We start from the raw sequence: 12,918 nt of genomic DNA, 5'->3' as shown, positions 1-12,918 counted from the left end.
TATTAAGTTGGTACTTAATATCAGATAAATAGTTTTATAACATAAATTTATAATTATAGAATAACATAAGAAACACTAATGCAAGCTTCAAGCTTTGATAGTTGATTTAGTATATCTTTGTTAACACTGTTATCAACAAGAATTACAGCCAGTGCTTGAGATTTGTTGTTTCTGCCGAGTCTAAAATCAGCGATATTGATACCGTTTTGTGCCAAAATCGTACCTACTTCTCCGATAACACCCGGAACATCGGTATTTTTAAATATGATCATTTTTCCTTTAGGTTCAACATCCAATGCAAATCCGTCGAACTTGACGATTCTTTGTATATCATCACCAAAAGCCGTACCGCTTATCTCGATCGTACCTTTGTTTGTGCTAAGATAGATATCGATTCTATTTTTAAATGCACTGTTACCGTTGGAAACTTCGGTTAAAGTTTTTATATCTTTCTCTTCGGCAAGAAATTTGGCATTTACATAGTTTACCTGTTCACCCATTGATTCTCTAAGACTACCTACTAGCGCAAATGTAAGCAAAGAATCAAGATATTCAGATATTTCTCCTTCAGCTACAACTTTTATAGTTCTAATGGTCGCTTTATTGACCTGTGCGGCAAGTGAACCCATTTTTTGCATCAACTCCAGGTAAGGTTTTACAAAAGAAGGCATTTTGGTTTCATCTATAGGAAGATTTAATGCATTTGGATAACTACTTCCTCTGGCTGCACATATAGCTTGTTCAGCAGCTTGAGTAGCTATTTTTTCCTGGGATTCATATGTGTTTGCACCCAGATGGGGAGTAACAGAGATATTATCAAGGTCTAAAAGTTTATTATTTATCGCAGGCTCTTTTGCAAATACATCTATGCCCGCATATGCGATTTTGCCGCTTTTTATATTGTCATAAAGCGCATCTTCATTGTAAAGTCCGCCTCTAGCACAATTTACCAGTCTTACTCCATCTTTCATCTTCTTTATCTCATCATATGAGATCATATCTATAGTTTCTTTGTTTTTAGGTGTATGGATGGTTATAAAATCACAAGATAAAATATCATCGAAATTTTCCGTATATTTAACACCTAGATCTATGGCTTTTTTAGGATCTATATAAGGATCGTAAGTTATCACATCCATACCGAATGCCTTAGCTCTAACTCCCACTCTACTTCCGATGTTGCCAAATCCGATGATACCAAGTTTCTTTTCAAACAGCTCCACACCATACCATTTTTCTCTTTTCCAAACTCTATCGAGTTTTAAGTCATTGTTAGCATTTGGAAAAGATCTGGCACTTGCCAAAAGATGAGCCATAGTCATCTCTACTGCAGCTATAGTGTTTGCGGTAGGGACATTCATAACTATGATACCTTTTTTACTGCATCCTTCCATATCCACATTGTCAACCCCGACACCTGCTCTAACTATTGCTTTCAAGTTTTTAGCATGATCCAAAAATGCCTGATTGACCGGAGTAGAACTTCTAGTAATCGCGATATCATAATCACCCAAAATCTCCAAAAGTTCATCTTTTGGATAAGATGCCGCGTCAAATACTTCTATATCCTCTTCATTTTTTAACAGTTCTATACCTTTGGAGTGTATTGCATCACAAACCAAAACTTTTTTAATTTTCATTTACAAATCTCCTTTAATTCGTGAGTCATGAAGCGATATTTTGTAAATCGCTTATAACTATAGTGTTATTAAGATTTTATCTCTTCTTTATTTTTGAAGATATATCATATTTTTTCAGTTCATTGGATATACCTTCAAGTCTGTTTATCTTGTCAGTTTTTATAAAAATCTTTGAATTTTCATATCCGTCCTCTATGATATAAGGAACTTTTTTTCTATCCAATATCTGTAATATACAAAACAAAGAGTAGTTGTTCAAATCAGGAATAACCAAACTATAGTAATTTTCTCTTTTTGTCAAAACCACTTTTTTCTTTTTTGCAAACTTCATAGTCAAAAACAGTTCAGTTACGGGAAATAGATAATCTTTCTTTTGATATGATGAGAGTTTATCTGCCCAGCTGTTTTTACCGGTATAACGAGAACTGTTTTCATCTTTGGGGTTTTTTGGATAATTGTCATAATCACTATTTTTGATATTTGAACTATTTAGTAAAAATATCAGTAAAAACAGTACAAAAACAAGCAAAACCCCAAAGACTAAAAACAGTACTTTTTTTTGCATTTTTTATTGTAATTGATCTTTTATGATGTCACCAAGTGTCATTTTATCTTCTTTGTTGATTTCATTCAACATAGCTTTTTCTTTCATTCTTGAAAGTTTTCTAACAGATAATCTTATTCTATTTCTTGAGCCGTCTATATAGTCAATAACTGATTCTATCGTGTCACCTACGTTCAATTCGTCCATTTTAAGATCACCAAGATCCTCTTTTCTTATAAGAGCATCTACATTTTCATCCAATTGAACAAAAACACCAAAATCTTTTATGTCTCTTATGGTGCCTTCAACTATATCCCCGACTTTATGAGTTTTTGCATAAACTTGAACAGGATTTTCTAACAACTCTTTAACGCTAAGAGAGATTTTTTCATTATCTCTGTCGATTTTTGTGATCTTTACTTCAAGTTCCTGTCCTACTTCATAGAGATCTTTGCATTTGTCACTTCTATTCCAAGAAGTATCTTCATTGTGTAGTAAGCCCTCAACGCCGTCAATCTTTATAAATGCACCAAAATTTGTCAATGTGGTTATAACACCTTTTACGACATCACCGGTTTTGTATTTTTGTAAAAATTCTTCAAACGGTTTTGGCTTTAAATTTTTAAGGCTGACTCTGAGTCTTCTGCTGTCGGCATCTATCTCAATAACTTCCACATCAAGCTCTTCGTCGATGCTTACATACTCTTTTGGATTTTTGATATTTTTATCCCATGATATTTCACTTATATGTAAAAATCCCTCTATATCGTTACCTATATCGACAAACACACCGTAAGGCTCTATATTGCTTACAGTAACTTTTATAACATCGCCGACTTCAAGTTGATCTTTGATACCTTCCCATGGATCACTTTGTGTTGCTTTAATGGAAAGTGAAAGATGTCTTTTTTCCTTATCGTATTTTATGGCTTTAACCGCTACGCTTTCGCCCTCTTTATATAAACTTGCCGGATTTACAGGACCTTTATAGCTTATCTCGCTGTAGTGAACAAGGCCGTCAACTCCACCAATATCAACGAACATTCCATAAGTTGTTATTTTTTTGATGACACCTTCTACGATTTCACCGCTTTCAAGCAGCTTGTCAATCAACTCTTTTTTCTTTTTTCTGTCATCATCTAGAAATTTTTTTCTGGATATTATAATCGATTCACTATCTTTGTCAACTTTTAAAACTTTGGCTTTTATATTTTTTCCTACAAGAGCATTTACATCTCTGTATGCCGCCTGTGATCTTGGTAGGAAAAATTCACATCCATCTTCATTTTCCACTATAAAACCGCCTCTGTTTTTACCGACAACTTTACCTTCTACTGTCTCATCGCTCTCTTCAGAATAATTTTTTATAAATTCTTTTACTTTTGCTTTTTTAAGAGCTTTTTTGTGAGAAACGCTTGGTCTTTCATTTCTATATCCGGTTATGACAACTTTTATGCTATCGCCGACATTGTATTTGATATTTCCTTCACTATCGGTGATCTCCATAAGATTTAAGACACCCTCGCTTTTTTTGCCAACATCAACAAGAGCTATATTGTCGTTTATCTCAACAATAACACCGTCAACTACATTTTCTCCGCTTGTCTCTTTTTTGAAAGACTCCTCTAGCATTGTAGCAAAATCTTCTACATGCTCTACATTTTCACTTACCTCTTGGTCTGATAGAACTTTATCGTTCACCTCTGCCATCACACTTCCTTTGTAAAATTTTTCGAAAAATTTTAGAGTATAAAACCCTAAATTTTAAGCTGCAAGCAGCTTAAAATTTAAAATTTATCATACACTCTTCTACATTATACCATTTATTTCTTTAATTTTCTCAACCACATTTTGTATAATCCAATCAGGAGTAGAAGCACCTGCACTGATACCGCATATTTTTTTATCCTTGAACCATTTATTTTCAAGTTCATTTTCATTTTCTATCAGGTAACTGTCACTGCAGTTCGATTTTGCGATAGTGTAAAGCTGTTTTGTATTTGAGGAATTCTTTCCTCCTACTATGATAACTATGTCACACTCTCTTGAAAGCTCTCTTACGGCTTCCTGGTTTTCAAATGTCGCATTGCATATGGTGTTGAACACTCTTGTCTCTTTTGTTCTTGGTATGATATAGTTTACTATCCTTGTATAATCCTCAAATTTTCTTGTAGTTTGAGATATGACAGCTACTTTGGAATTTAACTTTATATTTTCAAGCTCATTTTCGCTTAAAACAACAACGACATCACCTTCGGCATAGCTTATGACCCCTTTTACCTCAGGATGGTTTATATCTCCGAACATTACGATTTGATACCCTTTTTTACTCATCTCTTCACAGATATTTTGCGGTTTTGAGACAAAAGGACAAGTCGCATCAACGATATTGACATTTTTTTCTTTTAAATTTTTAAAGCCTTCTTTTGTAATACCGTGAGTTCTTATGATAGCTTTTTTGATATCTTTCGCTTCGGTATAATCTTTTATAGTATCGACATTGAAACTGTTTTTAAGTCTGTTTATCTCTTCATTGTTATGGATAAGCGGTCCGATAGTGGTACTATTAGGGGATTCTTCGGCAATCTTTATAGCTCTTTTTACCCCAAAACAAAATCCGTAACTTTTTGCCAGTCTAATTTCCAATCTCAACCTTTGTAATTTTTTGTAAAATTTGCATAAAATTCGGAAAAGAGGTATTTATGCACTCTATATCTTCAACTTTCATACCGTTAACAAGTCCGGCTACGGCAAAGCTCATAGCGATTCTGTGATCCCCGAAGCTGTCGATCGTGCTATCTTTTATATCACCGCCTATGATCTCATATCCGTCTTCAAACTCTTTTGTTTCTATCCCGCACGATCTCAATCCTTCAACTACGCTTTTTATCCTGTCACTCTCTTTTACTCTTAACTCTTTTGCGTTTTTAACGACACTCTTTCCTTTTGCCATTGCCATTGCTATGGAAAGTGCGGGAAGTTCATCTATAAGCCATGCTATGTTTTCACTTACCTCCACCCCTTCCAAAGAGGAGCTTTTTACCACCATATCTCCGACTTTTTCATATTTTTCATCTTTTACTATATATTTTATATCTGCACCCATTTTTTTTAGGATTTCATACGCTTCGATTCTAGTAGGATTTAAAAGTACATTTTTCAAGACTATCTTCGAGTTTTTTGATATTGCTGCAGCCACGGCAAAGAAAAATGCGCTTGAAGGATCTGCGGGTATTTCGATCTCGATAGGATTTAGAGGTTTTTTTAAAGGCTTTATCTCGATTTTATTTTTCAAATCTTTTTGCAAGTGTGATTTTATATCCGCTCCCATTCCTTTTAACATTCTTTCAGTATGATCTCTGCTGATATATGGTTCGGTGTAAATTGAAGAAGTTTTTGCATTCAATGCAGCCAGTATCATGGCACTTTTTACCTGAGCTGAAGCGATAGGACTTTCATACTCGAAACCTTCAAGGTTTTCTACTCCTCTTATACAAAGAGGTGAAAAGTTTCCATTATCTCTACCGTCAATATGCGCTCCTATGCTCCTTAAAGGCGACACTACCCTTTTCATTGGTCTTTGGGCAAGATATTTATCTCCGTGAAGTACATAAAAACCGGTTCTTCCCGCAAGAAAACCACAAAAAAGTCTCATTGCGGTCCCGGAATTTCCGCAATCTAGTATTTCAGACGGCTCAATTTGATTTTTGGGCGGAACAATAGTGATGACATTATCTGTTTCTTCAACTTCTGCTCCAAGATTTTTTACTATTTTTAAACTGTTTAGTGTATCTTCCGCTTTTAGATAATTTTTAATCATTGAAGCTTTATCACTTAAAAGTGAAAATATGGCACTTCTGTGTGAAATTGACTTATCACTTGCAATTTCATCGATCTCAAGATCAAACCCTTCGCTTTTGCTAACCTTTAAAAAACTCATCTAAGTTTGATTCCGCTACTTTCTAATTTATTTAAGATAGGAGTTGTAATGGCATTTATATCATCATCATTGAGCGTTTTATCAAACGATTGAAGTATAAACCTTATAGTTAAACTTATATTGTCACCCAAATCACTACTTTCGTATTTGTCTATAGGATAGAACTTGATCACTTCTTTTGGCAAATCGGACGATATGATCTTTTTAACCTCAATATAAGGCATTTGCTTTGGTATCATAAAACTGAAATCTCTCTCAACGGAAGGATATTTTGAATATGGTTTTACGATCTTTTTTTCAAACTTCAATATATCAAAATCAATCTCACATATATATGTTTTTGGCAAATCATACTCGTTTTCAATATCCAAATGAACTCTTCCTATATATCCTATCACCGTACCGTCTTTTACAACTTTACCTGATTCAAACGGCGAGAGATAACTTTTTATATCACTGTCCTTTTCTATATCGAACTGTCCAATGATTGAAGAAATTTTCTGAGCGAATGTAAAAAAGTCTATAACATTTGGTTTCCCGCTGTTTCTAATGGCAGCTCTGCCGGTTTCGCCACTAAACATAAATGATATTTTTACGCTTTCATTTCTATCTTTATCAAAAACAGTGCCTACTTCAAAAAGTCTTATGCTTTTTTTACCGTATTTGTAGTTTCTTTCTACACTCTCAAGCAAACCTAGGAACAGAGTAGGTCTTAGGGTATTTAACTCTTTTGTTACTGGATTTAAAAGTTCTTTTTGTTTTGTAGTTTTTTCAAAACCAAATTTTTCAAGTTTACTACTGTCAGTAAATATATAGTTTGTTATCTCGAAAAATCCACTAGATGATGCTTTTTGTCTAAAGTAAACTCTTTTTTTATAATTTTGCAAAGCTTTGTTTTGATTGTTAGCTTCTATGAATTCAAGTGGAGATGAAGATATATTGTCGATACCGACAATCCTTACTATCTCTTCGGTTATATCCTCTTCATTGCATATATCATGTCTAAAAAGAGGTATCTCTACGCTCATCAAATCAAACTCATCTTTCATCTCAACTTTGAAACCAAGATTTTTGAGTATGGAAACTATAGTTCCTTTTTCAACTTTTTGCCCAATAAGGGCGTTAATTTTGCTGATATAGATATTTATGATCTTAGGCTCAGCTCTATTGTCAATGATCTCAAATCCACTGTACCATTTGACTTTTGAAAACTTTGAGAAGATTATCTTGAAAAGTTTGGCTCCAAATTCCAAATTCGGTTCGCTGCCTCTACTTGATTGGTAGTATATCTTATCTTGCTTGTTATCGATATACTTACCGGCTTTTGAAATAGTATCAGGATGTGCATAGCTCGCTTCGAATATGATAATTTCACTATCTTTAGCGGGCTTCAGCTCAGCTTTTTCATCAAACCCGACATATGACACTTTATCACCAATTTGGATAAACTCTATACCGTTTTTATCCTTTTTCAATTCAAGTTTGCATTTGCCGTCTTTTTCACACAAATCAAAAGAATATAGCTTTATGATAACACCGGTTGAATGGTTGATATAATTTTTATAAAGATCATATACATTATCACTTTTTTTATCGACCATAGCAGTTCTTAGTTTCAAAAGCAGCGGTTCGCTCATGCTCTCTTTTTGAAATACTTTGTAAAGTAGTGATGAATAGTTTCCATCTTTCGAGCTTAAGGAGAGAACTCTTCCAATCCCCAAAGTGCCGTCTTCATCTTCCATATCCTCTACATAGCATACTTCTCTTTCATAAGCTGCGCCAAGATCCCTTGCAACACCGAAAACACTCAAGCAGTCACCTCTGTTTGCGGTAAGCTCTATCTCTATGATATCATCATTTAACAGTTCATATTCACAGAGCTCTTTTCCTATCTCAAACTCACCTATACTATCATCAAGCTCCATGATACCATCATTGATCTCGGGAAGTCCGATCTCGGTTGAAGAACATATCATGCCGTTTGACTCTACGCCTCTTAATTTCGCTTTTTTTATCTTGAAATCATCTCCTAAAACTGCACCTATAGTTGCTACCGGAACAAATTGACCGGCTTTTACATTTTTGGCACCGCAAACTATCTGCACTGTCTCTTTACCCAAATCTACTTGGCAAACGGACAATTTATCGGCATCAGGATGTTTTTTGCACTCCTTAATAAAACCGACTACAACTTTTTTTGGAATTTCTATCTTTTTTAAACTATCTACCTCCAAACCTATGGAGTTTAACGTATCACATATCTCTTCGTTTGTTTTATCGGATAGATCGATCCACTCATTCAACCAATTTTTAGTAATTATCATTTAAACTGCTCCAAAAGTCTCAAGTCTCCTTCGTATAATGATCTAAGATCCGGTATTTGATGCAGCAGCATTGCAAATCTTTCGACTCCGAGTCCAAAAGCAAAGCCGCTTACATTTTCATAACCTACGGCTTTATAGACATTTGGATCCACCATGCCACATCCAAGCACTTCAAGCCATCCGGTATGAGAACAGACTCTACAGCCCTCACCTTTACAAAATATACAACTTATATCAACTTCCGCACTGGGCTCCGTAAAAGGAAAGAAGCTCGGTCTAAATCTTACTTTTACATCCCCGAACATATAAGTCAAAAAATCTTCTAGGATAAATTTAAGGTTTGAAAATGACACTTTATCACCCTCTTCCACAACTAGACCTTCAACTTGATGAAATTGCGGAGTATGGGTTAGATCCAAATCTTTTCTAAAAACCGCTCCCGGACTTATCATTCTTATAGGAGGCTTTTTTGAAAGCATTGTTCTTATCTGAACCGGTGAAGTATGTGTGCGAAGCAACATGCCGTCTTTAAAGAAAAAGGTATCTTGCATATCTCTTGCGGGATGAAATTCAGGAAGATTCAGTGCTTCAAAATTATGAAAATCATCCTCTACCAAAGGACCTTCTTGAATCTCGTAATTCATATTTAAAAAGTAGTCTATAATCTTATCCATTGTGGCTTGCACAGGATGCAAAGCCCCACTCTCCTGTGCAGCATCAAAAAGAGTGACATCCACTCCCTCCTTTTGCATGAGAGCCTCTGTATGTTTTTTGACAAGCTCCTCTTTTTTACTGCTAAATATATCACTCAACTCGATCTTTAAATCATTGATTTCTTTGGCATAAGCCTTTTTTTCCTCATTTGCCAAAGTTTTTAGCTTTGCAAAAGAAGCAGCCAAGACCCCTTTTTTGCCAAAAACTTCTATTCTTAATTTTTCAAGTTCTTCCAGGTCCAAAGCAGACTTTATTTTTTGAATATAGTTTTTCAAATATTTTACCTTACTAAAGTATTTATTTAAGGGGGATATTTTACTAAAAAGTATATTAAACTTGAGTAAAATCCTCAGGTTTTACCACTCTTGCTATCACAAGTATGATAAGCCAGGCTAAAAGCATTGTTACGATGGTATGGCTTAGATAGTGATCTCCTATCATCATTTTATACAGTCCCATAGACCAACCGACTACCATAGCCAGTGCAATCGCTCTTTTTTTATTTCTTGGAGTTTTAAACAGAAAAAAAAGTGACAACAGCGCAAATCCTCCACTTGCATGACCTGCAGGCCAACACTTTATCTTTCCTTTTTGGTGAAAATTCTTGGGATAGCTATCTAACACTTTTACTTCGGGATACACTCCACCGTAAATCACCGTATTTTTTGGACAAGGGGTATTTGTAACAGCTTTGAGCCCGCCTGCTACTACAGGTACGAATATAGCCGAAAGTACAACAACTATCAAGCCTTTTTTATACTCCTTGATGATTCTTCTTTTTCTAAAAAGTATAAGTGCAAAAAGCATAAAGACCGCTATAGCTATGAGTAGTTTTTTGATACCGTCATAAAAAATGAACTTGAGTATTTTTTCGTTTCTGTCTATAAGCCAGGTATGGGTTGAAAAATTGTAAAAGATATTTTCTACCCATATATCAACATTCGTGTACTCAAAAAAAAGTATGGTAAAAATCAAAAGTACAAAAGTTATGGTAAATTGTTTTTTAAAATTGATTAAAGTTGTATTCATTTAGAAATTATACATTTTTTTTGATATAATATCAACAGACTTGAAAAATAAGTCTAACAAAAAATTGGAGGAAATTATGTGTATATTTTGCAAAATTGTAAAAGATGAAATCCCCGCAAACAAAGTGCATGAAAATGATGATTTTTTAGCTTTTCACGATGTCAACCCAAAAGCTCCCATCCATATACTTGTCATCCCCAAAAACCATATAGAAAAATTCCAAAACGCTACCCCTGAACTTATGGCGAAGATAACACCTTTTATACAAGAAGTTGCCAGGATACTAGAGCTTGATCAAAGAGGATACAGGCTGATAGTAAACAACGGTGAAGACGGAGGACAGGAAGTCATGCATCTTCATTTTCATATGCTTGGAGGAACAAAACTTTTATGGCCACAACTTGCTCCTGATGAAAACAAAAAGTATCTTTAGCATCAAGTAAATAACCTTGGATAATTTTATATCTATATTATCTATATACTTTTTTGTCACTCTTGGGTATATCGCCAAGGCAAAATTCAAAGATGAGATAGATGAAAAAACGATAGTAAAATTAAACATATATTTTTTGCTCCCAATGCTTGCTTTTTGGGGGCTTTTAACAAAAAAGATAGACATTTCCATCATAAAGATACCTTTTATCTATCTTTTTATATCCTTGGTGGGACTGTTTTTAAGCATATATATAGCAAAAAAGTTTTTCAATGATCCAAAAGAGAGATCTATTCTTTCCATGGCAAGTGTTACAGGTGTGACCGGGAGTATAGGCATACCTTTGGGTATAGCACTTTTTGGAGAAGGTTCTGTTATATACACTTCACTTATCAACACAATGAGTATGTTTTTTGTTTATACGGTTGGAACTTATATCTACTCAAGGGGGAGTTTTGGCATATTAAAATCTTTTAAAAATGTATTTAAGATGCCAATCATCTGGGCTTCTTTGATAGCCATAGCATTTAACGTATTTGGCATAAGTATCAATAAAACTTTTTTTAAAAACTTACAGATGGGGGCTTATGCGGCCATCATAATGCAACTTTTGATTTTTGGTATGTTTTTATACAAAGCAAAAATCAAAGAGATAAATTTCAGACTTCTTACCATATCCATGAGTATAAAATTTATCCTAATCCCGGCATTGTCTATAGTTGTACTTTATATTTTGAGAGTAGAAGGAATCGCACTGAAGTCAACTATACTTGAACTTTTAGTACCGCTTGCCATAACAAATGTCAGTTTAGCCAGTATATTTGACTGCAAACCAAAAACGACCACCACTTTGGTTTTTATAAGTTCTTTGGTCTTTATCCCCTACATCATCTTTGTAGCTTATCTTTTAACCAGTTTTTAAAAAATGATATCTGTTCTTTTGTCTGCTTTTGTGAAGTTCCACCTTGTGAATCTCTTGCATTCATAGAGTTTTCAAGTTTCAATATCTCAACAATGTCATTTTCAATTCTTGGCTCGAATTTTTGTAACTCTTCTAAGCTTAATTCACTGATATCCTTGCCTTGGTCATCGGCATATCCCACTATCTCGCCTGTTAGCTTGTATGCATCTCTAAAAGCATATCCGCATTTTTTGGTCAGATAGTCAGCCAAGTCTGTCGCACTTAAGTGTCCTATTTTTGTAGCTTTTTGCATATTATCTTTTTTTATACTCATGGTTCTTAGAGCTTCAGTTAGGATTTTTATGGATATTTTAGCAGTTTTTACACTATCGAAAACTCCCTCTTTATCCTCTTGCATATCTTTGTTATAAGCAAGTGGCAACCCTTTCATAACAGTTAAAAGTGATATGAGATTGCCGTATACTCTACCGGTTTTTCCTCTTAAAAGTTCCGGAACATCAGGATTTTTCTTTTGAGGCATTATGGAACTGCTTGTGCTATAGGCATCACTTAACTCGACAAAACCAAACTCACTGCTACTCCAAAGGATTATCTCTTCGGAGAGTCTGGATATATGCATCATCAAAGTAGATATGTTAAAAAGAATTTCAAGTGCAAAATCTCTATCACTTACCGTATCGAGACAATTTACACTGACTTTATCAAAGCCCAAAAGCTCTGCTTCATACTCTCTGTCACTCTGGTATGGAGTTCCTGCCAATGCGGCACATCCTATAGGAGAAATATTATTTCTTTTGCAAGAGCTTTCAAATCTATCTATATCTCGTTTAAACATTGAACTGTATGCCAAAAGATGATATGCAAAGTTAATAGGCTGAGCATGCTGCAAATGTGTCATACCGGGAAGCAGAGTATCGGTGTGTTTTTCTTCGATATCAAGTAAAACTTCCTCGAGTTCAAACAAAAGTTCTATGATCTCTTTATTGTTTCTTAGAACATACATTCTAAAATCAAGTGCGACTTGATCATTTCTGCTTCTTGCTGTATGCATTCTTTTTGCATCATCACCTATGAGTTTTGTCAATCGGTTTTCGATAGACATATGGATATCTTCATCTTTTATATCGAACTTGTACTCACCCTCTTCTATCTCTTTTTGGATTTGTTCAAGTCCGTTTATGATCTTATCCCTGCCTTTTTGGGTTATGATGCCTTGTTTTGCAAGCATTTTTACATGAGCAATAGAACCTTTTATATCTTCTTGATACAACTCTTTATCGAAAAAAATGGATGCATTGAACTCATCCAAAAGTTTTGACGAAGGCTCTTTTATCTTACCTGAAGCTACTTTTGACAATACTTTTCCTCAAAT

11 protein-coding genes are annotated in these 12,918 nt (G+C 34.6%); 2 read left to right on the top strand and 9 right to left on the bottom strand.

Annotated elements, in window-relative coordinates; genetic code table 11:
• Positions 1-53 precede the first annotated feature (53 nt).
• The 8 genes from serA to ACZ47B_RS01955 all read right to left on the bottom strand — a co-directional run bounded on the left by serA (position 54) and on the right by ACZ47B_RS01955 (position 10,191).
• Positions 54-1,640, bottom strand: coding sequence for a phosphoglycerate dehydrogenase (serA, locus tag ACZ47B_RS01990; protein ID WP_464895005.1), 1,587 nt, complete (start codon positions 1,638-1,640; stop codon positions 54-56).
• A 76-nt stretch (positions 1,641-1,716) separates the two neighbouring features.
• The gene (locus ACZ47B_RS01985) at positions 1,717-2,205 is read right to left on the bottom strand and encodes a hypothetical protein (RefSeq protein ID WP_464895004.1); all 489 of its coding nucleotides are present in this window, start codon (positions 2,203-2,205) and stop codon (positions 1,717-1,719) included.
• Between the two features lie 3 nt (positions 2,206-2,208).
• On the bottom strand, positions 2,209-3,894 hold the full coding sequence (locus ACZ47B_RS01980; RefSeq protein ID WP_464895003.1) for a 30S ribosomal protein S1: 1,686 nt from the start codon (positions 3,892-3,894) through the stop codon (positions 2,209-2,211).
• A gap of 99 nt (positions 3,895-3,993) precedes the next feature.
• Positions 3,994-4,830, bottom strand: a complete 837-nt coding sequence (locus ACZ47B_RS01975; protein WP_464895002.1) for a 4-hydroxy-3-methylbut-2-enyl diphosphate reductase — start codon at positions 4,828-4,830, stop codon at positions 3,994-3,996.
• Positions 4,820-6,124: a 3-phosphoshikimate 1-carboxyvinyltransferase gene (gene aroA, locus ACZ47B_RS01970; protein ID WP_464895001.1), complete on the bottom strand. Its 1,305-nt coding sequence runs from the start codon at positions 6,122-6,124 to the stop codon at positions 4,820-4,822. The genes ACZ47B_RS01975 and aroA overlap by 11 nt, the downstream gene beginning before the upstream one ends.
• Positions 6,121-8,448, bottom strand: coding sequence for a phenylalanine--tRNA ligase subunit beta (gene pheT / locus ACZ47B_RS01965; RefSeq protein WP_464895000.1), 2,328 nt, complete (start codon positions 8,446-8,448; stop codon positions 6,121-6,123). The genes aroA and pheT overlap by 4 nt, the downstream gene beginning before the upstream one ends.
• Positions 8,445-9,437: a phenylalanine--tRNA ligase subunit alpha gene (gene pheS / locus ACZ47B_RS01960; RefSeq protein WP_464894999.1), complete on the bottom strand. Its 993-nt coding sequence runs from the start codon at positions 9,435-9,437 to the stop codon at positions 8,445-8,447. Before pheS ends, pheT begins: the two co-directional genes overlap by 4 nt.
• 55 nt (positions 9,438-9,492) lie before the next feature.
• The gene (locus tag ACZ47B_RS01955; protein ID WP_464894998.1) at positions 9,493-10,191 is read right to left on the bottom strand and encodes a phosphatase PAP2 family protein; all 699 of its coding nucleotides are present in this window, start codon (positions 10,189-10,191) and stop codon (positions 9,493-9,495) included.
• A gap of 76 nt (positions 10,192-10,267) precedes the next feature.
• On the opposite strand from ACZ47B_RS01955, the gene ACZ47B_RS01950 reads away from it, so the two are divergent.
• Together ACZ47B_RS01950 and ACZ47B_RS01945 are read left to right on the top strand one after the other, a co-directional pair.
• Positions 10,268-10,624, top strand: coding sequence for a histidine triad nucleotide-binding protein (locus ACZ47B_RS01950; RefSeq protein ID WP_464894997.1), 357 nt, complete (start codon positions 10,268-10,270; stop codon positions 10,622-10,624).
• Positions 10,625-10,640: 16 nt separating this feature from the next.
• Positions 10,641-11,546, top strand: a complete 906-nt coding sequence (locus tag ACZ47B_RS01945) for an AEC family transporter (RefSeq protein WP_464894996.1) — start codon at positions 10,641-10,643, stop codon at positions 11,544-11,546.
• On the opposite strand, the gene argH is transcribed toward ACZ47B_RS01945, so the two are convergent.
• Positions 11,512-12,903 carry an argininosuccinate lyase gene (argH, locus tag ACZ47B_RS01940; protein WP_464894995.1) on the bottom strand — a complete coding sequence of 464 codons (1,392 nt, stop codon included), beginning with the start codon at positions 12,901-12,903 and terminating at the stop codon, positions 11,512-11,514. The genes ACZ47B_RS01945 and argH overlap by 35 nt on opposite strands.
• Positions 12,904-12,918 lie beyond the last annotated feature (15 nt).

The organism is Thiofractor thiocamini (assembly GCF_055384375.1).
This window is presented reverse-complemented; position numbering and strand designations above follow the sequence as displayed.

Excerpts from the sequence above, each read along its gene's own strand:
- serA (WP_464895005.1), bottom strand. The coding sequence starts at position 1,640 with ATGAAAATTAAAAAAGTTTTGGTTTGTGATGCAATACACTCCAAAGGT.
- ACZ47B_RS01985 (WP_464895004.1), bottom strand. The coding sequence starts at position 2,205 with ATGCAAAAAAAAGTACTGTTTTTAGTCTTTGGGGTTTTGCTTGTTTTT.
- ACZ47B_RS01980 (WP_464895003.1), bottom strand. The coding sequence starts at position 3,894 with ATGGCAGAGGTGAACGATAAAGTTCTATCAGACCAAGAGGTAAGTGAA.
- aroA (WP_464895001.1), bottom strand. The coding sequence starts at position 6,124 with ATGAGTTTTTTAAAGGTTAGCAAAAGCGAAGGGTTTGATCTTGAGATC.
- pheT (WP_464895000.1), bottom strand. The coding sequence starts at position 8,448 with ATGATAATTACTAAAAATTGGTTGAATGAGTGGATCGATCTATCCGAT.
- ACZ47B_RS01955 (WP_464894998.1), bottom strand. The coding sequence starts at position 10,191 with ATGAATACAACTTTAATCAATTTTAAAAAACAATTTACCATAACTTTT.
- ACZ47B_RS01950 (WP_464894997.1), top strand. The coding sequence starts at position 10,268 with ATGTGTATATTTTGCAAAATTGTAAAAGATGAAATCCCCGCAAACAAA.